The following is a 24,011-nucleotide window of genomic DNA, read 5'->3' on the forward strand; positions in this document are numbered from 1 at the left end:
TACCCGGCCCCCCCGGGGGGGGGGGCCCCCCCGGGCCCCCCCCGGGGGGGGGGGCGGCCCCCCCCCCGGGGGGGGCCCCGCGGCCCCGGGGGGGGCGGGGGCGGGGGGGGGGGCGCCCCCCCGGGGCCCCGGGCGATGGCGAGGGCGCGTGTTGCTAGACGGCGCGGGCGACGGCGATCGTCGAACCGCCGCGCCGGCCGGCCTCGTAGAACATGTAGGCCACGCCGCCGTCGGTGCCGAAGGAGGGGGCGGCGCTACGGCCGTTGTCGGGGGCTCCGGTCAGCGGGCGGTGGAAGACGCCGAGGTGCACCTCGCGGTCGAAGGCGTTGCCCACCTCGGTGAGGAACATGTTTCCGCTGTTGCCGTGGTAGGCGACATAGGTGGTGCCGTTGCGCTTGAGCAGGGACGGCCCGGACAGGTCGCTCTGCCCGTCGGGGCCGGGCGACACCAGCGGGGTCGGGTCGAACCGCCAGTCCATGCCGTTGGACGACCAGCCCCAGAAGATCTTGCGGGAGCCGCCGGTGACGCCCATGAAGACCATGACGTATTTGTTGCCCAGTCCCGGGACCGCGTGCTCGAAGACCCGGGCGTAGGAGGTCTCCGTCGAGCCGGGGATCATCGCGGTGGTCAGCACCGTGCCGTGGTAGGTGAAGCGCACGCCGTCGGTCGACCAGGCCATCCGGGTGGTGTTGTTCTCGCCGTGGAAGTACATGTGGAACCGCCGGTCGGCGGCGTTCCAGATGATGTGCGGCGAGGAGATGTGGCTCACCGAGTAGTGCGGTGACCAGGTCCTGGAGATGATCGGGTTGCTCGGATACTCGGTGAACGGGCCACCGAGCGAGTTGCCGTAGGCGAGGCAGATGCCGCCGGGCGCGTCGTGGGGAGCGTAGTAGAGGTAGTAGCGCCCCAGCGGGCTCGCGATCTTGTCGTACATGCCCCGGATGCAGGGGAAGATCAGCTCGTTGGTCGGGTTGTAGCGCAGGCTCGCCTTGTCGAACGCCGTGCCGATGTAGCGGTAGGTGGGGAATCCGGCGGGTCCCAGCGCCGCGGTCGTGCCGGCCAGCGCGGACGCCTGCACGGACGCCTGCGCGATCGCCGCCGTGGCCGTCCCGGGAAGGGCGAGCCCGAGACCGCCGGCCACGCCGGCACCGACCGCCGCGCGCAGGAGTCCGCGGCGGTCCAGGAGGGGTTCAGACATGGAACGTCCCTTCGCGACAACTTTCACCGTGAGTGATGGTGAGGACTTCTCCCTGATCGCAAAGATTCGGTCAGGCGTGCCCGCTCGTCAAGGTGCTAATACGGATTATCACCGGCGAAATTTCCAGAGCAAGATCCTGGAGCCCGGCTCTTGACAGGATCCGCCGCGGATTGCAGGATGACGTCCCAACTTCGCTAATGCGCATTATCAGCAGATGGGACGCTACGAATCGTGACCGCCCCCGGCCGCCGGCTCACCCAGCAGGACATCGCCCGCATCGCGGGGGTGAGCCAGACGACGGTCTCGCTCGTCCTCAACAACCGGATCGACGCCGAGGTACGCATCGCCCCGGAGACGCGCGAGCGGGTGCTGAGGGTGATCAGGGAGACCGGATACGTCGCGGACCCGGTCGCCCGGCGGCTCGCCGAGCGGCGCAACCGCATCCTGGGCGTCTTCACCTACGAGGCCGTCTTCCCGACCGCGAGCGCGGACTTCTACCACCCCTTCCTGCTCGGCATCGAGGAGTGCGCCGAGGAGATGGGCTGTGACCTGTTGCTGTTCACCAGCGCCAGGGCCGCGGGGGAGCGACGCCGCATCTTCAACGAGGACAGCCGGGTGCGGCTGGCGGACGGCTGCGTGCTCCTCGGGCGGGCCGTCGACCGCGACGACCTGGCCCGGCTGCTGACCGAGGGCATCCCCTTCGTCTCCATCGGCCGCCGCGACGACGCTGGAGCCCCGGTGCCGTACGTGGGCGCCGACTACTCGCCCGCGGTGCGCGCCCTGGTCGACCGGGCGGCCGGGCTCGGCCACCGGCGGCTCGCCTACGTCGGCACCGGGGCCGGTGCCGAGTCGCCGGCCGACCGCATGCGCGGCTTCCGCGAGGCGGTGGCCGCCGTCGGAGCCGAGGGGGTGCACGTGTCGGTCATCGGCAGGACCCCCGAGGAGATGCTGGACGAGCTGTCGGCCGCGGGGGTGACCGCGGTCTTCGCCGAGGAGCCCGCCGACGCCGTGGCGATCATGCACGCGGCGGGTGAGCGGGGTCTTGGGATCCCCGGTGACCTGTCGTTCATCGCACTGGGCGCTCCGACCAGGCCCGTTCGCGTCGACGTCGACCTCACCGGGTTCCGCATCCCCCGGCGGGAGATGGGCCGCAGGGCCGTCGAGCTGCTCGCGCGGCTGCTGGAGCGCGGCGGGGGAACGCCACAGGAACTACTGCCCTGCGAGCTGGTCGAGGGATCCACGCTCGCACCGGTCCGGAGCTGACCGGACGGTGCGGAACGCCACAAGCGCCGAGAAGGCGAAGAACGCCGGGAACGGCGAGAAGGCGGAGAGAACGACGATGATGGGAGAGAGCCCCGACGTGGTTGAGATATCGGCGGACGCGGTGGTCGTCGGCGGAGGACTGGGTGGCGTCGCCGCCGCCCTGGCGCTGCTGCGAGCCGGGCGCACCGTGATCCTGACCGAGGAGTACGACTGGCTCGGCGGGCAGCTGACCAGCCAGGCCGTACCGCCCGACGAGCACTCCTGGGTGGAGCGGTTCGGTGTCACGGCCTCCTACCGGGCGCTGCGCGACGGCATCCGCCGCTACTACCGCGACCACTACCCGCTCACCGCGCGGTCGCGGGCCTGGCGGGAGCTGAACCCGGGCGCCGGGCACGTGAGCCGCCTGTGCCACGAGCCGCGCGTCGCGGTCGCGGTGATCGAGGCCATGCTCGCGCCGTACCGGGGTTCCGGGCGGCTGCGCGTGCTGCAGCCGTACCGGCCGGTCGGCGCCGAGGTCGACGGCGACCGGGTGCGGGCCGTGCGCCTGGAGCACCGCGAAGGGAAAGGCGAGGTCACGGCCGTCGCGCCGTACGTGCTGGACGCCACGGAGACGGGCGAGTTGCTGCCGCTGACCGGCACCGAGTACGTGACGGGGTTCGAGTCGCAGGGCGACACCGGAGAGCCGAGCGCGCCCGCCGAGGCCCAGCCGATGAACATGCAGGCCGTCTCGGTGTGCTTCGCGATCGACCACGTCGACGGAGACCACACCATCGACAAACCCGCCGCCTACGAGTTCTGGAGGAGCTACCAGCCCGACTTCTGGGGCGACCGGCTGCTGTCCTGGCGCTGCCCGCACCCCAGGACCCTGGAGATCGTGGAACGCTCCTTCACCCCCAACCCCGACGACGACCCGCTGCTGGTGGAGGCCGACCAACGCCTCAACCCCGGTGACGCGAACCTGTGGACGTTCCGCAGGATCGCCGCGCGGCGCAACTTCGCCGACGGCGCCTACGACAGCGACATCACCCTGGTCAACTGGCCGATGATCGACTACCTGGAGGGCCCGGTCATCGACGTGCCGGACGCCGCCGCGCACGTGGCCGCCGCTCGCGAGCTGTCGCGCTCGGTGCTGTACTGGATGCAGACCGAGGCGCCCCGCGCCGACGGCGGGACCGGCTTTCCCGGCCTGCGCCTGCGCGGCGACGTCACCGGCGGCGGTGAGGACGGGCTGGCCCAGGCGCCCTACATCCGCGAGTCGCGCCGCGTCCGCGCCCTGTACACCGTGGCCGAACAGGACCTGTCGTTCGCGGTGCGCGGAGACAAGGGCGCGGTGAGCTACGCCGACTCCGTCGGGGTGGGGATGTACCGCATCGACCTGCACCCCTCCACCGGGGGCGACAACTACATCGACGTGGCGAGCTCGCCGTTCGAGATCCCCCTCGGCGCGCTCGTGCCGCAGCGGATGACCAACCTGCTGCCCGCGTCCAAGAACATCGGCACCACCCACATCACCAACGGCGCCTACCGGCTGCACCCGGTGGAGTGGAACGTCGGCGAGGCCGCGGGGGCCCTCGCGGCCTTCTGCCTGGACAACGCCACCACCCCGCACGCCGTACGCGAGGACGAGGGCCTGCTCGCCGACTTCCAGCGGCGGCTCACCCGAGACGGCGTCGAGCTGCGCTGGCCGCAGGTGACCGGCTACTGACCGGACGAGCGGCACCGGCCGGGCGACCGGTCACCCACCACGACCGCCGGGGGATTCCCAGCAAGGAGATCGGACCATGAGAACATTCGCGAAGCCCGCGGCCGTCGCGCTGGCGGCGCTGCTCACCCTGACGGCGTGCGGTGGGGGAGGCGAGGCCGCCCCCGCCGCGCAGGGCCCGCAGCCGCTGCGCATGACGATCTGGACCTCCAACGAGGCCCACCTGAAGCTGTTCGACGAGATCGCCGCCGAGTACAAAAAGACGCGCCCCGACGTCGGGGAGATCAAGTTCGACCCCCTCCCCTTCGAGAACTACACCACGACCCTGACCACCCAGATCGCCGGCGGCAACGCCCCCGACCTGGCCTGGATCCTGGAGAACTCCGCGCCCGACTTCGTCTCCTCCGGCGCGCTGGCGCCGCTCGACGACACGCTGCGCAAGGCCGAGGGCTACGAGTTCGACGACCTCACCCCCTCGGCGGTCAAGCTCTGGCAGGCCGAGGGCAAGCTGTACGCCTACCCGTTCTCCACCTCGCCGTTCGGCGTGTTCGTCAACACCGACCTGCTCAAGAAGGCGGGCCAGAAGCCTCCGGCGGAGATGATCGAGGACGGCACGTGGACCTGGGAGAAGGTCGCCGCCCAGAACGCCGCGGTCGCCGCCGAGACCGGCAAGGCGGGCATGGTCGTCCGCGACTTCGACTACAAGGGCTGGGACAACCTCTCCACGGTGTGGGGCGGCTGGGGCGCCCAGGCCTGGAGCGAGGACGGTAGGAGCTGCGGGTTCGACAGCCCCGAGATGGTCGAGGCGATGACGTTCCTGCACAAGTCGATCTTCACCGACAAGGCCTTCCCCGGCCCCGGCACCACGGCCGACTTCTTCGCGGGCGACGCGGCGATGACCATCACCCAGATCTCCCGCGCCTCGCTCCTGCAGGAGGCGAAGTTCGGCTGGGATCTCGTGCCGCTGCCCGCCGGGCCCAAGGGCGAGTACTCGGTGATCGGACAGGCGGGCCTGGGCGTCTTCAAGCAGTCCGCCAACGCGGAGCTGGCGGCCGACTTCCTCGCCTTCTTCACCAACCCCGGCAACTCGGCCAAGCTCGCCGCCTACTTCCCGCCGCCCCGGGCCTCCCAGCTCACCGCCGACACCCTCGCCAAGAGCAACCCGCTGCTCAAGCCCGGCCAGCTGCAGGAGGTCGTGATCGGCGGCATCGAGAAGGGCGTGGTCAAGCCCAACCACACCGGCCAGGCGGAGCTGTCGCAGACCGTACGGGCCGCGCTCGACCCGCTCTGGCAGCCCGGTGCCGACGTCAAGGCCGTGCTGGGCGGCGTGTGCGCCAAGATCCAGCCGATGCTGGGCGCGTGACGTGGCCGCGTCACACCCCCGATCCGCGGTGACCGGCCGGGCCGACGCCCGGCCGGTCACCGGCGACCGGGCCGCCCGCCGGACGGCGGAGGGCGCGGAGGACACGGAGGCCGAGGGCCTGACTCGCGGTCCCCGGCGGACCCGCCGGGCTCACCGGGTTTCCGGCGGCGGTGGAGGAGGCGGGGTGTTCTGGACCATGCGCCGCCGCGACAACCTGGTCGGATACCTGCTCATCACCCCGCAGCTCCTCGGCAGCCTGCTGTTCGTGCTCCTGCCGCTCGGGCTCGTTCTGTGGTACAGCCTGCACGAGTGGAACGTGCTCGCCGGGACCTTCGAGTTCGTCGGCGGGGAGAACTACGACAGGCTGCTCGCCGACGCCAACCTCCGCGAGGTCCTCGCGGGGACCGCGCTGTTCTCCGTCGGGCTGGTCGTGCTCAACCTCGGCCTCGCCCTCGTCCTCGCGATCCTGCTCAACCAGCGGCTGCGCGGGACCACCTTCTTCCGCACGCTGTTCTTCTCGCCCGTGGTGGTCTCGCTCGTCGCCTGGACGATCGTGTGGCGGTTCCTCCTGCAGGACGACGGCGGACTCAACGGCCTGCTCGCCGTCGCCGGGGCCGACGGACCCAACTGGCTGCGCGGCGAGGGCACCGCGATGCTCTCGGTGATCGTCGTGCAGGTCCTCAAGAACGTCGGCCTCAACATGGTGCTGTTCCTCGCCGCCCTCCAGGGCGTGCCGTCCCAGCTGTACGAGGCCGCCGAACTCGACGGCGCCGGGGCGTGGACCCGCTTCCTGCGGATCACCGTCCCCCTGATCAGCCCGACCATCCTGCTCACCTCGATCATCACCGTGGTGGGGTCGCTGCAGGTGTTCGCGCAGATCGCGGTGCTCACCCAGGGCGGCCCGGGAATGTCGACAACGGTCCTCGTCTACTACCTGTACCAGCAGGCGTTCCAGTTCCATCACTTCGGATACGGCGCGACGCTGTCGGTCCTGCTGTTCGTGATCGTGGCGCTGCTCACCGTCGTGCAGTGGCGGATGCGCAGGAGGTGGGTCTTCAATGAGACGTGAGATACCGGTACGGATGAAGACGCTCCTGTACGGCGTGCTGTGTGTGTTGTGCGTGCCGTTCGTCTTCCCGACCTGGTGGATGGTGACCTCGTCCCTCAAGCCGGTCGGCGAGATCTTCGCCTTCCCGCCGCGGCCGCTGCCCGCCGACTGGGACTTCTCGGCCTACGGGCAGGTCTTCCGGCTCCAGCCCTTCGCGGGCCAGTATTTCAACAGCCTCTACATCGCCCTGGTCGTCACGGCGGGGACGATGGCGGTGGCCGCGATGGCCGGGTACGCCTTCGCGCGCATCCGCTTCCCCGGCCAGAACGTCCTCTTCGTCGTCGTACTGCTCGGGCTGCTCATCCCGAGCGAGGTCACGATCGTCCCGCTGTTCCAGATGTTCCACGGGCTCGGGCTGACCGACACCCACTGGCCGCTCATCCTGGTGCCGATCCTCGGCGCGCCCGGCGTGCTGGCCACCTTCATCATGCGGCAGTTCTTCATCAGCCTGCCCGGTGAGCTGGAGGAGGCGGCCCGGGTGGACGGGCTCGGCCGGTTCGGCACCTTCTACCGGGTCGCGCTGCCGCTGGCCCGCCCCGCGCTCGGCGCCGTCGCGATCTTCACGTTCCTGCACAGCTGGAACCTCTACCTGGAACCCATCGTGTACCTCTCCTCGCCGGAGAAGTTCACCCTCCCGCAGGCGCTGACCCAGTTCGTCGACGCCTACGGCGGGCCGATGTGGAACGTCCAGCTCGCCGCCGCCTCGATGACCGCTCTGCCGGTGCTCGTGGTGTTCGTGCTCGCGCAACGGCAGTTCATCGAGGGCCTGGCCCACACCGGCCTGAAGGGCTGAGAAGGGTCAGACCCGGGGGTCGACGTGGATCTTGGGGCCGGGCCCGGAGCCCGCGGGGCGGGAGCCGGAGAGGATCTCGCCCACCTCGTCGAGCCCGACGACGGCCGCCACGAGCGGCCGGGGGTCCACCGAGCCGGACGCGTAGTGCTCGATCGCCCCGGCCAGGCCGGGCGAGGCGCTCAGGATGCCGACGGCCGTCACGTCCTTGAGCACCAGCAGGCGGGTGTCGACGGCGCTGGGGGTCGACGCCAGGCCGATGTAGACCACCCGCTTGCCGGGCTCCACCAGATCGACGGCGAGGGAGGGCAGGCCGGGGGCGTTGGAGGCGTCGACGACGGCGTCGAACGGGAGGCCGGGAAGCCGGTCGGCGGTCCACGCCCCGTGCACCCCGAGGGTGCGGGCGAACTCCAGCGACGGCTCCGACAGGCCCATGATGTGCACCTCCGCCCCGTGCGCGAGGGCGAAGGCGGCGGCGAGCAGGCCGATCGTCCCCGGCCCCAGCACCAGCAGCCGGTCGCCGGGGGCGAGGGCCGCGGCCTCGACGGCCCGCAACGCGTTGCCGCCCGGCTCGACCATCGCCCCGGCCACCGCGTCGACCGCGTCCGGCAGGGCGTGCAGCGCCGTGACCGGCACGGGCAGGCGCTCGGCGAGGGCGCCGGGCCAGCCGCCCCGGATGCCGATCTCGAAGCGGTCCTCGCACACGTGCTGCAGCCCGCCCAGGCAGCGGCGGCACCTGCCGCAGCCGAGCATGGTGTCGCCCGTGACGCGGGTGCCGATCCAGCCGCCGTCGACGCCCTCGCCGACCGAGGAGACCGTCCCGCACCACTCGTGGCCGAGCCGCATGGGATAGCGGGCGTGGTCCTCCTCGAGATAGGCCATGTCGCCGCTGAAGAACTCCATGTCGGTGCCGCACACCCCGGCCCGCTCCACGTCGACCACGACCTGCCCGGGGCCGGGAACCGGCGGATCGACGTCCAGTACGGCGAAGCGGCGGGGCCCGGTCACGACGAACGCTCTCACGGTTGGAACCTTCCAGACGGCACCGCCGGGCGGGGACGGAGGTAACAGAGGTACAAGAATCGGGCTCCGTAGACTACCGTTCGGCAAATGGGGCTGAAAACGTGACGGCGGAACGACGTAGCTCGCAGTGGTACGCGGGAAACGATCGCAACGCCTACATCCATCGGGCCTGGATGCGGCGGGGGTTGCCCTCGCACGCCTTCGACGGCCGTCCGCACATCGCCATCGCCAACACCGCCTCCGATCTCACACCGTGCAACTCCCATTTCGACGAGGTGGCCGAGGGCGTCAAACGGGGCGTCTGGGAGGCCGGCGGCGTCCCGATGAACCTGCCGGTCGTCTCGCTGGGTGAGACGCTGGTGAGGCCCACCGCGATGCTGTGGCGCAACATGGCCGCGATGGCGATCGAGGAGATGCTGCGGGCCAACCCGATCGACGGTGTGGTGCTGCTGGGCGGCTGCGACAAGAGCATCCCGTCCCTGCTGATGGCCGCGGCCTCGGTCGACCTGCCCGCGGTGGTGCTCCCCGGCGGGCCCATGCTCACCGGCACCTTCCGCGGCGCGCCACTGGGCTGTGGCACGGACGTGTGGAAGCTCAGCGAGGAGGTCCGCGCGGGCACCCTGAGCGAGCAGGCGTTCCTGCGCTCGGAGTCGTCGATGATCCGCAGCAGGGGCCACTGCAACACCATGGGAACCGCCTCCACGATGGCCTGCGTCGCCGAGGCGCTCGGCACCACCATCCCCGGCATCGCGGGCACGCCCGCCCCCGACAGCCGTCTGCTGGAGGGCGCTCATGAGACCGGGCGGCTCGCCGTCGAGCTCGTCGAGCGGGACCTGCGTCCCAGCGCCCTGCTCACCAGGGGATCGTTCCTCAACGCGATCGTGGCGCTGGCCGCCGTCGGCGGATCCACCAACGCGGTGGTGCACCTGCTGGCCATCGCGGGCCGGCTCGGCGTCGAGCTCTCCCTCGACGACTTCGACCGCGTCGGCGCCGGGGTGCCGCTCCTGGCCGACCTGCAGCCGGCGGGCCGGCACCTGATGGAGGACCTCCACCGCGCGGGCGGGCTGCTGGCCGTGCTGCGCGAGGTGCGCGACCTGCTGGACCCCGAGGCGCTGACGGTGACGGGCAGGTCGCTCGCCGATCACCTGGACGAGGCGCGGATCTGGGACGAGACCGTCATCCGCCCGCGTGACCGGCCGCTGCAGGAGGCCGCGGGCATCGCCGTCCTGTACGGCGACCTGGCGCCGTCCGGCGCCGTCATCAAGCCCGCGGCGGCCTCGCCCGAGCTGATGCGCCACCGGGGCCGTGCCCTGGTCTTCGACAGCGTCGAGGACATGCACGCGCGGATCGACGATCCCGATCTCGACGTGGACCCCTCCACGGTGCTCGTGCTGCGCGGGTGCGGACCCAAGGGCTACCCGGGGATGCCCGAGGTGGCGAACCTGCCCCTGCCGGCCAAGCTCCTGGAGAGCGGGGTGCGTGACATGGTGCGGATCTGCGACGGCAGGATGAGCGGCACGGCGTACGGGACGGTGGTCCTGCACGTGGCGCCCGAGGCCGCGGCGGGCGGCCCGCTCGGCCTGGTGCGGACCGGTGACCCGATCGTCCTGGACGTCGAGGCCAGGCGCCTGGACATCGACATCCCGCCGGAGGAACTGGCCAGACGTCTGCCCTCGGAGACCATGCGGGAGGCGTTCGCCGCGCCCTCACGGGGCTGGGAACGCCTCTACGTCGACCACGTGATGCAGGCCAACCGGGGAGCCGATCTCGACTTCCTCATCGGCTCCAGCGGTCACGCGGTCGCCCGCGAGTCCCATTGACGCCGGTGCCGCCGGTGCCGTCACCGGCGGCACCGACGCCGCGTGACGGGCCGGGCGCATCCGGTACCCGGCGGCCGGCCCGTGCTCCGTGCCGTTCCAGCCTCCCTCGGTCCCCGTCAGCCGCCGGTAGCGGGAGTAGGCGATCTCGTACGCCTCCCGCTGCCCTGAGGGAGAGAACGGCCGGGGCCTGAACGAGCGGCGGACCACCTCGCGCAACTCGGTGAGGGAGCCGATGCGGCCCTCGGCCATCGCCTGGACCAGCAGGTTGCCCACGGCGGTCGCCTCCACGGGGCCCGCGAGCACCGGTCGTCCGGCGAAGTCGGCGACGAGCCGGCACAGAGTGTCGCTGGAGGCCGCGCTCCCCACCAGGTGCACGGCCTCCACCCGCCGGTCGCTGAGGAACTCGGCCTGCTCCAACGCCCACCGGTAGGAGCAGGCGAGGCTCTCCAGGACGCAGCGCACCGTCTGTGCGCGGCCGGCGGGCGGCGCCTGGCCGGTCGAACGGCAGTAGGCCCCGATCCTGGCCGGCATGTCACCGGGTTCGAGGAACCACGGATGGCCGGGGTCGATCAGGGGGCCGAAGGCGGGGGCCGCCGTGGCCTCGGCGACCAGATCCGCGTACGAGGTGCGCGCCCCCCAGGCCCTGCGGCACTCCTGGAGCAGCAGCAGGCCGTTGAGGGTCCGGGTGAAGCGCACGGTCCCCATGACGCCGCCCTCGTTGGTGAAGCCCGCCAGCCTCGCCTCCCGGCTCGTGACCGGCGCGTCGAGCTCCAGCCCCGCCAGCGAGCGAGGGCCGAAAGAGACATAGCCCACCGATCCGGATGAGACGGGAAGCGCCGCCGCCACGGAGGCGGCGTCGTGGCCCGCAACCGCGACGACCATGGGCGTGGCGCGGCCTCTCCCGTTCCGGTCGCCGCCCCTCCTGCCGCTCCCACCGTTTCCCCCGCTATCGCCGCTCTCGCCGCGCAGCGGGCCGACGACCGTACCGGGCTCGGTGAGCCGGTCGGCGAGCAGGTGACGGGGCAGGCCCAGGCGGGTGACGATGCTGTTCGCCCAGCGGCCGGTCCTGACGTCCAGCAGCTGGCTGGTGCTCGCGATCGTCCGTTCGCTGAGCATCTCGCCGCTCAGCCAGAGCGTGAACAGGTCCGGCATCATCGCCAGGTGGTCGGCCGCGTCCAGGAGCGGGGAACCGGCATGCGCCAGCAGCTGGCAGGCCGTGGTGCCGGGGCCCGGATGGACACCGGTCAGCTCGTAGTGGTCCTGCCAGGAGACGAGTCCCGCCAGCCCGGAGGTGTAGGGGTCGCGGTGGTGACGGGGGTTGGCCAGCAGTCGCCCGTCGCGGTCGAGGAGCGCGAAGTCGCCGCCCCAGGCGGTCACGCCCACGCTGGTGAGGCGGTCGCGGGCGGCGGCCAGCGCGATGCCCCCGCGAGCCTGGGTGAGAAGCCCGAGCACGTCCCAGTACAGGCCGTCGAGAACGCGGACGGGCCGGTTGGCGAAACGGTGCACTTCACGCACCGAGAGCCGTTCACCATCGAATTCGCCGGTCAATACCCGGCCGTTCTCAGGTCCGAGATCCACGGCCACGTAGACGGGCACGGGTGCAAGGATAACCGGAGAGACTTTACTGATACGGGGGATATATCAGAAACGGTAGGTGAGGCAGCTCACAGGGTCGTCTTTCTCCCCGGGTTCGGCCGCGTGGGCCTTTCCTGGAACCCTTCCTCGACGGTTTCACCCGGTGTGGTCAAGCGGTCCCCGCCGCTCGGGCGCGTACCGGCACCATTCCCGCCTGGTCCGATCTCGACCGATTTGGGCGAAGGCGGCGGTGGCGGCGGGTCCGGCCACGGTGAGGGCCCAGTGAGAGCCACAGTGACGATGTCGCGACGTTTACGCGACATGACGGTGATCTCCATCTGATCCTCGTCCGGCCCCTGTCCGATCCGTGAACCACGGACCTCCCCCCTTATATGGGCGGCCATTCGGCATACCGTCCGAGGCATTGTCCTTACCCCCTTTCCCGCACGGAGTCGTGGCGCCCATATGGGCCTCCGAGACGGCGGCAAAGGCACATGATTCCTGCGATTTACCAGCATCGGTAAAGACATCCTGGATTTCCGGACCGAGGCGACCAGGCACGATTGACAGCCGGCGGAGGACGGCCGTCCGCCGCACCGTTTATCTCGGCCGCGAGGGGTAGTCGGGGGGCCACACACATCGTGACAAGGAGAGAGCCCGCACATGACGAGCGAAGGTCTGTGGAGCTATCGCGAGGGCGTCTACGGTCCGGACGAGACGATGGACGAGACGATGAGCGTCATCGGCTTCGACGTGGAGGCCGTCGACGGCAAGGTCGGCCGAGTGGAGGAGGAGAGCAACATGACCGATGACAGCTACATCGTGGCCGACGTCGGCTCCTGGCTCTCGGGCAGGAAGGTCGTGCTCCCGGCCAGCACGGTGACCAGGATCGACAAGGACGAGCGCAAGGTGCACGTCTCGCAGACCAAGCAGGAGATCCAGGACGCGCCGGAGTACGACCCGGCGACCTACCGGCAGAGCGTCCACTGCCAGGAGTCGGGCGGGCACTACGCGTCCGCCCCGCCGCGCGACCGGCTCACCGCCGATCTCGGCTGAAGCGGCCGGCCGTCCAGCCGGATGATGCCGCGGGAGGCGGCGACCGTCACCGCGGCGGTGCGGTCGTCCACGCCGAGCTTGGCGAAGATGTGCAGCAGGTGGGTCTTGACCGTGGCCTCGCTGATGCACAGGTGGGCGGCGATGGCCTTGTTGCTCATCCCCTGGGCGACCGCACCGAGGACCTCGGCCTCCCGGCCACTGAGAGCATCGGGGGCGTCGGCCCGCGCCCACGACAGCACCCGGCTCGCGATCGTCGGCGACAGGGCGCTCTCCCCCCGCGCCGCCACCCGGATCGCGTCGAACAGCTGCTCGCGGCCGACGTCCTTGAGGAGATAGCCGATGGCTCCCGCGTCGATGGCGCGTGAGATGTCGCCGTCGGTGTCGTAGGCGGTCAGGACGATCACCTTGGCTCCCGGGTCGTCCTCGCGGATCCTGCCGATCGCGGTCGCGCCGTCGATCCCGGGCAGCTGCAGGTCCATCAGGGTGACGTCGGGCCTCAGGTCGCGCGCCAGTCGCACCGCGTCCGTGCCGGAGACCGCCTCACCGACCACCTCCAGATCGTCCTGGGTGCCCAGGACAGCCCGGATGCCGTCGCGGACCAACGGGTGGTCGTCGGCGATCAGGACCCGGACGGTCATCGCGACCCGCTCAGCGCCACCGGGGAAAGGCTGGCCACCACCGTGGCGCCCGCCCCCGGGGAACTTTCCACGAGCAGCGTGCCGCCGAGTTGCTCCATCCTCTCCCGCATGATCGAAAGGCCGTGTCCCGAGGCGGCCCTGCCGGGATCGAAACCGTCGCCGTCGTCGTGGACGTCAAGCACCACCAGGTCCTCCATGTACGACAGGGTCAGCGTGACCTGCTCGGCGCGGGCATGGCGGCGAACGTTGGCGACCGCCTCCTGCGCCACGCGCAGCAGCTCCGCCTGGACCCGTGCCTCGAGCGGCCGGAGCCTGCCGGTGATCACGGTGTGCGCGTGGACGCCGGTCTCGTCCGACAGCCTGCCCGACAGCCGCCGCAGGGCCTCCGGCAGGCCGCACCCGTCGAGCTGGCCGGGGCGCAGTGCTCTCACCACCCTGCGGCTTTCCGCCAGATTCTCCCGCGCCACCCGCAGCGCCTGGGTCAGGTGCCTGTTGTCCGGCAGGGTCTCCTGGGCCGCCTCGAGCAACATCGTCACGCTGGCGAACCCCTGGGTCAGGCTGTCGTGGATGTCACGGGCGAGCCGTTGCCGTTCGGCCGCCACGCCCGCCTGCCGTTCGGCCGCCGCCCGCGCCTCCTGCGCGACCTGCAGCCGGTCGAGGAGTCGCTTGCGCTCGGCGCTCTGCCGGGACACCGAGCCGAAGTACCCGACCGCGGCGGCCGCGCTGGTCGCGATCAGCGCGGCGATGACGATCTCGGCCCAGGTGATCGACCCGGTCGCGTGGAAACGATGCCACAGCCAGCCCCCGGCGCAGGACACCACCGCGACCAGCCCGACCCGCACGGCGTCCATGCAGTACGGCACGAGGACGCTCAACGCGATTACCAGGAAGGAGGAGTCCATCGCGAACAGCCCCAGCCAGAGCAGTCCACCACCGAGCACGTACGGCGTGGGCACGTCGTCCGGGGGCGGCGTGCGCAGCACGAACCACACCGCGTACCAGGCGGCCAGCCCGGCCACCAGCACCACCGGGAGCACCCGGCCCACCTCCGTCAGCGGGCCGGCCGAGGTGAGCACCAGCCATGAGGCGAAGAAGGCGTGCTGCCACCGGCGCCGCGACCGCTCCCAGGACTCCACACCGCCGACGATAATCAACCTCCCGTCCGTTCGGCATCAACCGGTCGACTGATCGCATGATCGGCGTTGCGATCGATGCGGGCGCCGCCCCGGCTGAACCAGACTCGACGCCGTGACCGCCATCCCCAGCCCGACCCAAGCCGTCTGGCACCTCGGCCCGTTCCCGATCCGCGCCTACGCCCTGCTGATGCTGCTCGCCGTCCTCGTCGGCATCTGGGTGACCCGGCGCCGCTGGGTCGCTCGCGGCGGCGATCCCGGCGCGGTCGAGGACATCGCGATCTGGGCCGTGCCGCTCGGCCTGGTCGGCGCCCGGATCTACCACGTGGCCACCGACTGGCAGCAGTACTTCGGCCCGGGCGACGACCCGCTGCGCGCGTTCGCGATCTGGGAGGGCGGGATCAGCATCTGGGGCGCCGTCGCGGGCGGCGCGGTGGGCGCGTGGCTCGCCTGCCGCCGGCGCGGCATCGCGCTGCGCGACTTCGCCGACGCCGTCGCGCCCGGGATCGCGCTCGGGCAGGCGATCGCCCGATGGGGCAACTGGTTCAACCAGGAGCTGTACGGCGGCCCGACGACCCTGCCCTGGGCGCTGGAGATCGACCCCGCCCATCGGCCACCCGGTATGGAGTCCACAGCCACCTACCACCCGACCTTCCTTTACGAGTCGCTGTGGAACCTGGGCGTGGCCGGGTTCGTCATCTGGGCCGAACGACGGTTCCGGCTCGACCGCGGCCGGACGTTCGCGCTCTACGCCGCCGCCTACAGCGCGGGTCGCGCCTGGATCGAGTGGCTCCGCATCGATCCCGCCCCCCACGTCCTCGGCCTGCGCCTCAACAACTGGACCGCCCTGCTCGTCTGCACGGCCGCGGTCGCGTACCTCGTCGCCGCCGGAAAAACCGCTCCGGCGGATCGGTAGGAGGTGGCCGATGCGTCGGCGGCCGCTCCCACGACCGGGCCGGCTCCAGGAGGCCCCAGAATGTGATCTGGCGTCCGCGGAACCGAACTCCCGGAAAGGGAAAGCTGATGAAGATTGTCCTCGACGACCTCTCCGGTCCGGAGATCGCCGGTTTTCTCGACGAGCACGTCCAGGAGATGCGAGCCGTCACCCCCCTGAAGAGCAAGCACGCCCTCGATCTGGACGGGCTTCGCCGGCCCGAGGTCACCTTCTGGTCGGTGATGGACGGTGACAGCCTGGTGGGCTGCGGCGCGATCAAGAGACTGGACGCGGGACACGCCGAGGTGAAGTCGATGCGCACCGCGCCGGCGCGCAAGCGCAGCGGGACGGCGTCCCTGCTATTGGAGCACATCATCGCCGAGGCCGGGCGCATGGGATTCACCCGGCTGAGCCTTGAGACCGGGGCGAGCGAGTTCTTCCTGCCCGCCCGGAGGCTGTACGAGAAGTTCGGCTTCGAGTACTGCGAGCCGTTCGCGGACTACGAGTACGACCCGTACAGCGTGTTCATGACGAAGAGGCTGTAAAAATCAGGGGTCACGGGTCGCGGTGATCGATCGTTCCCGCCGGTGAACCCCGGATCCCCGGGAGTCGCCCGAGCCCGGGGGCGCCCTGCTGAACCAGCCGGTATCCAGGTGCGTAGCTGGGGGTGTCAGAGGCGTGAACATTCGTCAGCAGGAGGCCCCAGTTGGCCGGTTCCACCCACCGCCGAGCGCACGGTGCAGCGCACAGCCCGTCGTACTTCTCGCTCATCCGAGCCGCGCCGGAGCGGGGGGAGGAACCGGTCGACTTCTGTATCCCCTGCAATCCGTACTTCCCGACCCCGGAGGCCTTCGGCGTCCTGGAGCACAACCTCGCCACGATCCTGAAGTTCTATCCCAGCGACGCCGACACGATCACCGCCGAGCTCTGCGGGGTGCTGGGCCTGAACCCGCAGACCGTCGTGATGGGCAACGGGTCGACGGAACTCATCACCTGGATCGACCACCTGCTGGTCAGGGAGAGCCTCGCGGTGCCGATCCCCACCTTCGGCCGCTGGACCGACCAGCCGATGGAGACCGGCAAGCGCGTGGACATGTATCCGCTGCCGGAGAACCAGGGATTCGCGCTGGACGTGGACGCCTTCGTCAACTTCGTCAGGCATCGCGGCTCCCGGGTGGCGGTCATCTGCAACCCGAACAACCCCGACGGGGGCTACCTGCGCCGCCACGAGGTCATCGCCCTGCTCGACAGGCTCGTCGACCTGGACCTGGTCGTGGTGGACGAGTCGTTCATCGACTTCGTCGACGCCGAGCCGTATCCGAGCGTCGCGAACGAGGCCGCGATCCGGCCGAACGTGGTCGTGCTGAAGAGCCTCGGTAAGAACTTCGGGCTGCACGGCATCCGCTTCGGCTACATGGTGGCGAACCCCGCCCTGGCGGACAGGGTGCGGCGCGCCCTGCCCCGGTGGAACCTGAACTCCTTCGCCGAGACCGTGGTCTTCATGATCCGCCGGTACATGTCCGAGTATCTGGACAGCCTGCGGCTGGTCGCCCTGGACCGCGAGTCGATGCGCCACCAGCTGACCCGGGTCCCCGGCCTCACCGTCTTCCCCTCCCAGGGCAACTTCCTGCTGGTACGGCTCCCCGGTGGCAGGGACGGCGCCGCCCTGCGCGACCAACTGCTCGACGAGCACAACCTGTTCGTCCGCGAGTGCGGAAACAAGCTCGGTATGACCAGCCAGTTCATCCGCCTGGTGGTCCGCCCCGAGCAGGACGTGCGGCGCCTGATCAGCGGGTTGTACGCGGTCCTGTACGAGAGCGGGAACAGGTCGCTGAGCCCCGTACCCCCGCCCCTTCCCGCACCGACCCCGATCCCGACGCCCACGCCCCTGTACGACCCGCTGCCCGCGTCCCCTTCGACGCAGACGCCCCTGTACGAGGGGGACCGCCGCTTCGACGTGCTGTCGTCGGCCCTGCCCCCCTCCATCTGAGACGCCCGCGCCGGCCGCCCGGGGTTCCGGTCGCGTTTTCGGCTCCTCACGATCGGGTGCTCCTTCTGCGGATGATGACCGCGAACGCGGGGACGCCGATCAGGGCGGTGAGCACCCCTACGGGCACCTCGCGCGGGGAGAAGAGTGTGCGCGCGGCGGTGTCGGCCCACAGCAGGAAGACCGCCCCGTACAGCGCGCAGGCCGGTAGCAGCACGCGGTGGCGGACGCCCACCAGGAAGCGGACGGCGTGCGGGACGACCAGGCCCACGAACCCGATGGCGCCACTCGCGGCGACCAGGACCGCGGTGCTCAGCGCGGTGGTGACGAGCAGGAGAAGCCGGGTCCTGCCCGGAGCGACGCCGAGTGAGGCGGCGATGTCGCGCCCGAAGGCCAGCGCGTCCAGGGCGGGGGAGGCGGCCCAGCACACCGCCAGGCCGATCCCGGCCACCGCCGCGCAGAGGACGACGGTGCTCCAGCTCGCCGAGGCGAGGGATCCCAGCAGCCAGAACGTCACGCCGCGAGTGCTCTGCGCGTCACCGGCCCAGATGACGACCAGGCTGGTCAGGGCGCTGAACAGCTGCGAGACCGCCACCCCGGCCAGCACGACACGCAGGGAGTCGCCCGAGGTGGCGCCGACGAGCATGAGTACGCAGCAGAAGGCCGCCAGGCTGCCGGCGAAGGCGCCCGCCGTCAGGGCCGCCGCGGTCCCCGACCCCAGGCCGAGGATGAGGACGGCGACCGCTCCCGTGGACGCTCCGGAGGAGATGCCGAGCAGGTAGGGGTCGGCGAGCGGATTGCGGGTCAACGTCTGCAGGACCGCCCCGCAGACGGCCAGGCCACCCCCGACCAGGGTCGCGAGCAGCACCCGGGGCAGGCGCAGCTCCCAGACGATCGCGTCCCGCAGCGGGGGCGGGGGTTCCAGCGGCAGACCGAGGTGCGCGGCGACGCTCTGGAACACGTCGCCCACCGACAGGCCCGCGGCGCCGACGGTCACCGCGAGGGCCACCGAGAGCGGCAGCAGTGCCAGCCCGGCGCCGCCCACCGAGAGAGCACGTCGTCGCCCGGCCCGTGAGGAGGTCATCGAGGTCATCGAGGGCGTCGGGGGTCATCGCCGGGCGAAGACGACGTGGTCGTCCAGGTACTGCCAGACGGTTCCCACCTCGGCGAAGCCCGCCGTGCGCAGCGCCGCGAGGTGGAACTCCAGGGGGGCCGGAGGCTGCGGCGGGCGGTCGGCGAAGCGCCGCTCGCGTTCGGGGAGCAGGGGGGCGAGCTCGGGGTGGTGGGCCACCGTCGCCCACCACTGCTCCCAGGTGGCGGCGCCGTCGGTGAAGGCCGCCCGCTGCACGGCGGCGTCGTGGGAGGCCGACAGTCGCCGCAGCGCCGGATGATCGTCGCCGAAGCGCAGGTGGTCGGCGTTGAGGAGTACGGAACCCGGCGGCAGCAGGCGCGCCAGCTCGGTGTAGACCTCCAGCAGCTGCCCGGGGGAGAGCCAGTGCAGCGCGGTGGAGGTCAGCACCGCGTCGAAGCTCAGGCCGGGCAGCGCGGACGACCAGCCCGCGTGCGCCAGGTCGCACTCGACCACGGTGGCACGATCGTCGTGGCGCGCCAGGACCGAGCGCGCGAGCCGTGTCAGTACGGGGTCGTGGTCGACGGCGACGGCGCGGGCCCGGGGAAAGCGGCTCAGTACGCGTTCGGTGATCGAGCCGGGCCCGCAGGCCAGGTCGAGCACGGTGGGATCGCCGGGGCAGTGCAGGTCGAGCACGTCGAGCATCACCTGGAAGCGGTTCTCCCGGTGTGCCACGTAGGCGGACTGCTGTTCCTCCCAGGAGGAGAACAGGTCACGCGAGGTCACGGAGGAGGAGGCGGGAGGGGGGACATCTGTGGGGGCGGTCATCGTGGTCTCCGGGGAGTTCGGTGGTCGTGCGGCGGCGCGTCCGCGAAGGGCGTCGGTGCTCCGCGGTCCGTGATCCGGGTGGAGGTCTGCGGGGTTCCGAGGCGCCGGGTTCGAGGTATTTCAAGGAACGTCGAGATATGTCGGGGAATGAGGTCAGCCGTAGAGATCCCGCAGACCTCTGCCGACCTGTTCCACGGCGCCGACGCTCCTGATCGAGGGGTCCATGGCCGACCCGGGGACGACGATGAAATGGTTCTTCCTGACCGCCGTGAGCCGGGAGGCGACGGGATCGGAGCGCAGGAAGCCCATCTTGGCCTCGGCGCTGTCGCCGTCACCGCCACGGGTGAGGTCGGCCAGCACGATCACGTCCGGGTCGCGCTCGGCGATCTTCTCCCAGCTTCCCTCGGACCACTGCTGGGTGATGTCGGAGAAGGCGTTTCCCACGCCGAGGAACGTGCCGATGGTGTCGGGCAGCCCGCCACGGCCCGCGATGGCCGGAGTCTTCGTCCCGGAGTAGTACCACATCAGGTTCGGTTCGGCACTCGCGCCGGTCGTCACGTTCCCGACGGTGGTCTTGGCCACATCGAGGCGCTTTCGCAGGTCGGCCAGCACGCTCTCGCCGCGCTCCGGGACACCGAAGATCTTCGCGATGTCGTCGATCTCACCGAAGATGGCGTCGAAGGTGACGGAGGAGGGGATGAGACCGGGATCCTCGCAGTCGTTGGAGGAGAGGTAGGCCGGTATCCCGAGAGCGGCCAGGTCCTTCCTGGTCCCACCGGCGTCCGGCGCGTAGGCGGAGGCGCGCATCGAGTAGACGAAGTCGGGCCCGGCGGCCAGCAGGGCCTCCCTGCCGGGATACCGGTCGGCCAGGACGGGGACCTCGTCGTAGCCGGCCTTGAGCTCGGTGAGCACCGGATCCGTCCGGTACGCCGTTCCCGCCATCCGGTCGGCGAGTCCCAGCGTCAGCATGATCTCTGTCGCGTTCTGCTCCATGGAGACCGCCCGGCGCGGCGGCGCGGCCACCTTGAGGGGCAAGCCACAACTTGTCAGCTCCGTGACGGCGGGCGTGGCCGCGCCGGCGACGCCGGTGGACGTGCCGCTCGCGCTCCCGCAGGCGGCGAGGGTGAGGAGGAGGGAGCCCACTATGAAAATGGGAACGGTTTTCATGATGGGTGACTGTACAGCACCGGGAGAGAGGGGGGGAGGGGGGCTCGTGTCCAGGCGTCCGAAAAGGGGTGCCGGACCGTGGCCGGGAGTCGCGCGCGGTGTTCGCCGTGTGACGTCTCGCGCAGTATGCGAAGTGTCGGCCACTTCGTGTCATCAGGCACTTACTCGATGCGGAAATTGTGGAATGCGTATCGCGGGTGAGGTAATCAATGGTCGCCTCCGCTTTCGGCCGACCGTATCCGCGGGCCGTCGCACCTTTGCCGAAGATGGACCGCTCCCTTTTCGGAAAATGCCGCGGGAGGGTCGAGGTGAAGAGGTGCCGCGGACCTGTCGTGCGGTGTGGGCCAGGGTATCCGAGTGGTCGCGGCCTGTGTCCGAAGACGTTCCGCGTGTGCGAGAGCAGGAAGAATCCGCGAGGCGGGCGGACGACGTGAAATTTACTCGAATCCGTTTCGTGAGAAATCTTCAGATGAAACGCGTGCCGACAGGCTGATTCCTGACCCATAATCGCCGTCAAGAACATGTGAATCGTGAAAAAGGGAGCGCTGCGTTGTACGGCAGAACCTCTCCGCTGTTCATCGGCCGGAAGCGGGAACTCGACTTTCTCGGGGAGGCGTGGAGGGATGCCGGACGTCGTGACGCGCGGATCGTGGGTGTCCGGGGGGCGTCCGGGATCGGCAAGACCGAGCTGATCGAGCGCTTCCTGCGTACCGTGCCCGGCGTGCGGACCGTTCGCGCCTTCGGTGACGAGGACGCGCTCGCCCACCCGTGGGGCGTCCTGGAGCAGATCGCCGAGCAGCTACCGACCCCGGTGCTCGCCAGGACGCTGGCCGGCCAGGCCGAGGCCGCCTTCGTCGGCCAGGCCCTCGCGGCGGAACTCGTCGCCGCCGACGCGCTGATCGTGGTCGTCGACGACGCGCACTGCGGCGACTGGCAGTCGATGGCCGCGCTCCGCCTGGCCGCCCGGCGCCTGCGCAACGCCCAGGTCATGCTCCTGGTCGTCCACCAGGCTCCGGGATACGCGACGGGAGCGGCGCCGGACGCGCCCCGCCTGGAACTCCACGAGGGCTGGGCCCGCATCTTCGACTCGCCACAGGGGCGCCTGCTTCAGGTCGAAGGACTCCCCGCCGACGATCTGGTGCGGCTCGCCGTCGCGACCGGCCACGACGGGCTCACCCCCTCCGGCGCGAGAAGGCTGCACGAGCACACCGACGGCAACGCGCTGCACTCGCTCCTGCTGCTGGACCAGGTGGAGATGCACTCAATCAACTTCGGCAACGGCCCGCTGCCCGCCCCCCGGGGCATGACGCAGGCCGTCGTGGCGAGGCTGGCGTCGTGTGACCGCCGTACCCGCGAGGTCGTCGGTGCGGCGGCGGTGCTCGGCCGCCGCTTCGGCCTGACCGACCTGCGTGCCCTGGCCGGCGTCGCCGACGCCACCACCCCCCTCGCGGAGGCCGTCGGCGCCGGGCTGGTGAAGGAGATCCCCGGGACGGCGGGGCAGGAGTTCGCGTTCACCACCCTGCTCGTCTGGGACGGCATCTACTACGACTCCGGCATCGAGCGCCGCCGCGCCCTGCACCGCAGCGCCGCGCTGCTCGGTGGCCCCGGCGCGCTGTGGCACGGGATCGCGGCGTCCGGAGGCGGTACGGACGGCGAGCTCGCCGAGCTGGCCCAGGAGGAGGCCCGGTTCCTGCTGGCGCGGGGCAGGCTTCCCCTCGCCGCGGTGTACGCCCGCCACGCGGTGGAACTGACACCACCGGGACCGGACAGGGTGGCCCGCCTGCTGACGGCCGTGGAGACCCTGCTGGTCTCCGGCGACGCCACCGTCGCCCGGCGCTACGAGAGTGAGGTCCTCGCCGCGCCACCGGGTCCCTGGCGCGACTACGTCGCCGGCTACCAGGCACTGATCTCCGGGCGCGTCGCGGAGGCGAAGCTGCTGCTGGTCCAGGCACTGGGCGCCGCCGAGCGCGACGGGGCGGAGAACCCGCACGCGCCCGCCGACCTGCGGGCGCGCGTCGCGGCCCAGCTCGCGATCATCGGGGTGGTCGAGATCTCCTACCCAGAGATGGTCGAATACGGTACGGCCGCCGTCGCGGCGGGCAGTCACGAGCCATGGGTGCGGGCCTTCGCCTGGTTCGCCCGGTCCCTGGGCTGGACCCTGGCCGGACGGGCCGAGGAGGCGCTGGCGTCCCTGACGGACGCCGACCTGCCGGGGTCGGTGGCCGGGCTGGACGGGCTGGTGGCCCGCGGGATGATCCGGCTGTGGACCGACGATCTCGAGGGCGCGTCCGCCGACCTGCGTGACGGCGTCGCGCGGGCCACGCGCGGCGAGGCGCTGCGGGTCGGCCAGGCACTCGGTTTCCTGGGCGAGGTCGAGTTCCGCCGGGGCAGGCTCGACGACGCCGTCCAGTTCACCAGGCTCGCCGTCGGCGACGCCGAGGAGAACGAGCGGGTCTGGGACTACGCGCTCCTGCACTCCCTGGCGTGTTTCCCCCAGGCGGCCAGGGGAGAGTGGGACCAGGCGCGCGAGCACGCACGCCAGGCCGCGGAGTGGGCGCCGATCGTCGAGAGCAGGGTGAGCCTCGCCTACGCGGCGGGCGCGCGTGCGGCGATCGCCCAGGCCCAGGGGGACACCCAGCGGCTGCTCGTCGCGGCCGAGGCCATCGAGGCGCACTACGACTCCCTGGAGCCGGGAACCCACCTGTTCGGCCCGGTCTGCGCCGACGCGCTCTCCCAGCTGGGCCGGGTCGAGGAGGCCGAGGCCGCGCTGGACATCTTCAGCGACAGGGCCGCCTCCAGCGGGCGCCGCTCGACCCTGATGTCCATCGCGAGGGTCAGGGGCCAGATCGCCGCGGCGAGGGGAGACCACACGCGCGCCGTACGGGAGTGCGAGGAGGCCCTCGCACTCGCCCGCGAGGTGGGCCTGCCGATCGAGGCGGGAAGGATCGACCTGGTGATGACGCGCTCCCAGCACGCCAGAGGGCGCCACGCCGAGGCGGAACGGCTGCTTCGGCGGGCACTGGTCGCCTTCAACCGCACCGGCGCCGCGGCCTACGCCGCCCTCGCGCTGAAGACGGCCGGGGAGCTCAGGCTCTCCGTGGACGGCCCCAACGCCGCCTTCAGCAGCCTCACCGGGGCCGAGCGCGAGGTCGTGGCGATGGTCTGCGAGGGCATGACCACCCGTCAGATCGCGCAGCGGCGCTCGGTGACGATCAGCACCGTGGAGACGCAGCTGAACCGCATCTACGCGAAGCTGAACGTGACCAACCGGATCGAGCTGCGCGCCGTCCTGTCCGACCCCGGGGATTGACCGGCGGCCGGGACCGGACACCCGGCTCACAGGAGCGGCATACCGGC

Annotated in this window: 19 protein-coding genes; 11 read left to right on the plus strand and 8 right to left on the minus strand. The window is 71.2% G+C overall.

Going from position 1 to position 24,011, the window contains the following annotated elements:
- Positions 1-154 precede the first annotated feature (154 nt).
- Positions 155-1,198 carry a hypothetical protein gene (locus ACFY3V_RS29905; RefSeq protein WP_362901173.1) on the minus strand — a complete coding sequence of 348 codons (1,044 nt, stop codon included), beginning with the start codon at positions 1,196-1,198 and terminating at the stop codon, positions 155-157.
- Between the two features lie 231 nt (positions 1,199-1,429).
- Here ACFY3V_RS29905 and ACFY3V_RS29910 point away from each other — a divergent pair, with 231 nt between their 5' ends.
- From ACFY3V_RS29910 to ACFY3V_RS29930, 5 genes are all read left to right on the plus strand, one after another.
- Positions 1,430-2,461: a LacI family DNA-binding transcriptional regulator gene (locus ACFY3V_RS29910; protein ID WP_389778159.1), complete on the plus strand. Its 1,032-nt coding sequence runs from the start codon at positions 1,430-1,432 to the stop codon at positions 2,459-2,461.
- 7 nt (positions 2,462-2,468) lie between these two features.
- Positions 2,469-4,166, plus strand: coding sequence for an FAD-dependent oxidoreductase (locus tag ACFY3V_RS29915; RefSeq protein WP_362901169.1), 1,698 nt, complete (start codon positions 2,469-2,471; stop codon positions 4,164-4,166).
- 76 nt (positions 4,167-4,242) lie between these two features.
- Positions 4,243-5,526, plus strand: coding sequence for a sugar ABC transporter substrate-binding protein (locus ACFY3V_RS29920; protein WP_362901167.1), 1,284 nt, complete (start codon positions 4,243-4,245; stop codon positions 5,524-5,526).
- Between the two features lie 184 nt (positions 5,527-5,710).
- The gene (locus ACFY3V_RS29925) at positions 5,711-6,595 is read left to right on the plus strand and encodes a carbohydrate ABC transporter permease (protein ID WP_389778162.1); all 885 of its coding nucleotides are present in this window, start codon (positions 5,711-5,713) and stop codon (positions 6,593-6,595) included.
- Entirely contained in the window at positions 6,585-7,427 is an 843-nt protein-coding gene (locus ACFY3V_RS29930; protein WP_362901163.1) for a carbohydrate ABC transporter permease, read from the plus strand. Before ACFY3V_RS29925 ends, ACFY3V_RS29930 begins: the two co-directional genes overlap by 11 nt.
- A gap of 6 nt (positions 7,428-7,433) precedes the next feature.
- Here the strand turns inward: ACFY3V_RS29930 and ACFY3V_RS29935 are convergent, their stop codons facing one another.
- A complete protein-coding gene (locus ACFY3V_RS29935) occupies positions 7,434-8,447 on the minus strand; it encodes a zinc-binding dehydrogenase (protein WP_389778164.1) in 1,014 nt (337 codons plus the stop codon).
- 101 nt (positions 8,448-8,548) lie between these two features.
- Between ACFY3V_RS29935 and ACFY3V_RS29940 the strand changes: the two genes are divergently transcribed.
- Positions 8,549-10,267, plus strand: coding sequence for an IlvD/Edd family dehydratase (locus tag ACFY3V_RS29940; RefSeq protein ID WP_362901159.1), 1,719 nt, complete (start codon positions 8,549-8,551; stop codon positions 10,265-10,267).
- Here the strand turns inward: ACFY3V_RS29940 and ACFY3V_RS29945 are convergent.
- The gene (locus ACFY3V_RS29945; protein ID WP_389778167.1) at positions 10,154-11,863 is read right to left on the minus strand and encodes a rhamnulokinase family protein; all 1,710 of its coding nucleotides are present in this window, start codon (positions 11,861-11,863) and stop codon (positions 10,154-10,156) included. The two genes, ACFY3V_RS29940 and ACFY3V_RS29945, sit on opposite strands and share 114 nt — an antisense overlap.
- 642 nt (positions 11,864-12,505) lie before the next feature.
- Between ACFY3V_RS29945 and ACFY3V_RS29950 the strand changes: the two genes are divergently transcribed.
- On the plus strand, positions 12,506-12,898 hold the full coding sequence (locus tag ACFY3V_RS29950; RefSeq protein WP_362901155.1) for a PRC-barrel domain containing protein: 393 nt from the start codon (positions 12,506-12,508) through the stop codon (positions 12,896-12,898).
- On the opposite strand, the gene ACFY3V_RS29955 is transcribed toward ACFY3V_RS29950, so the two are convergent.
- Both ACFY3V_RS29955 and ACFY3V_RS29960 read right to left on the minus strand, forming a co-directional pair.
- On the minus strand, positions 12,850-13,536 hold the full coding sequence (locus ACFY3V_RS29955; protein WP_362901153.1) for a response regulator transcription factor: 687 nt from the start codon (positions 13,534-13,536) through the stop codon (positions 12,850-12,852). The genes ACFY3V_RS29950 and ACFY3V_RS29955 overlap by 49 nt on opposite strands.
- Positions 13,533-14,672: a sensor histidine kinase gene (locus ACFY3V_RS29960; protein ID WP_389778170.1), complete on the minus strand. Its 1,140-nt coding sequence runs from the start codon at positions 14,670-14,672 to the stop codon at positions 13,533-13,535. Before ACFY3V_RS29960 ends, ACFY3V_RS29955 begins: the two co-directional genes overlap by 4 nt.
- Before the next feature lie 112 nt (positions 14,673-14,784).
- On the opposite strand from ACFY3V_RS29960, the gene lgt reads away from it, so the two are divergent.
- From lgt to ACFY3V_RS29975, 3 genes are all read left to right on the plus strand, one after another.
- The gene (gene lgt, locus ACFY3V_RS29965) at positions 14,785-15,585 is read left to right on the plus strand and encodes a prolipoprotein diacylglyceryl transferase (RefSeq protein ID WP_362901149.1); all 801 of its coding nucleotides are present in this window, start codon (positions 14,785-14,787) and stop codon (positions 15,583-15,585) included.
- Positions 15,586-15,692: 107 nt separating this feature from the next.
- Positions 15,693-16,148, plus strand: a complete 456-nt coding sequence (locus tag ACFY3V_RS29970; RefSeq protein WP_362901147.1) for a GNAT family N-acetyltransferase — start codon at positions 15,693-15,695, stop codon at positions 16,146-16,148.
- A gap of 161 nt (positions 16,149-16,309) precedes the next feature.
- A complete protein-coding gene (locus ACFY3V_RS29975) occupies positions 16,310-17,593 on the plus strand; it encodes a pyridoxal phosphate-dependent aminotransferase (RefSeq protein WP_389778173.1) in 1,284 nt (427 codons plus the stop codon).
- Between the two features lie 46 nt (positions 17,594-17,639).
- Here the strand turns inward: ACFY3V_RS29975 and ACFY3V_RS29980 are convergent, their stop codons facing one another.
- The 3 genes from ACFY3V_RS29980 to ACFY3V_RS29990 form a co-directional block, all read right to left on the minus strand.
- Positions 17,640-18,674: a FecCD family ABC transporter permease gene (locus tag ACFY3V_RS29980; RefSeq protein ID WP_389778175.1), complete on the minus strand. Its 1,035-nt coding sequence runs from the start codon at positions 18,672-18,674 to the stop codon at positions 17,640-17,642.
- Between the two features lie 24 nt (positions 18,675-18,698).
- Positions 18,699-19,487 carry a class I SAM-dependent methyltransferase gene (locus ACFY3V_RS29985; protein ID WP_389778177.1) on the minus strand — a complete coding sequence of 263 codons (789 nt, stop codon included), beginning with the start codon at positions 19,485-19,487 and terminating at the stop codon, positions 18,699-18,701.
- A 153-nt stretch (positions 19,488-19,640) separates the two neighbouring features.
- Positions 19,641-20,630: an ABC transporter substrate-binding protein gene (locus tag ACFY3V_RS29990; RefSeq protein WP_389778179.1), complete on the minus strand. Its 990-nt coding sequence runs from the start codon at positions 20,628-20,630 to the stop codon at positions 19,641-19,643.
- A gap of 574 nt (positions 20,631-21,204) precedes the next feature.
- Here ACFY3V_RS29990 and ACFY3V_RS29995 point away from each other — a divergent pair.
- Complete coding sequence (locus ACFY3V_RS29995) at positions 21,205-23,964, plus strand: LuxR C-terminal-related transcriptional regulator (RefSeq protein WP_389778181.1); 2,760 nt, start codon at positions 21,205-21,207, stop codon at positions 23,962-23,964.
- Positions 23,965-24,011 lie beyond the last annotated feature (47 nt).

The sequence above is a fragment of the Streptosporangium sp. NPDC000095 genome, assembly GCF_042899335.1.
In the GTDB taxonomy this organism is placed as follows: Bacteria; Actinomycetota; Actinomycetes; order Streptosporangiales; family Streptosporangiaceae; genus Streptosporangium.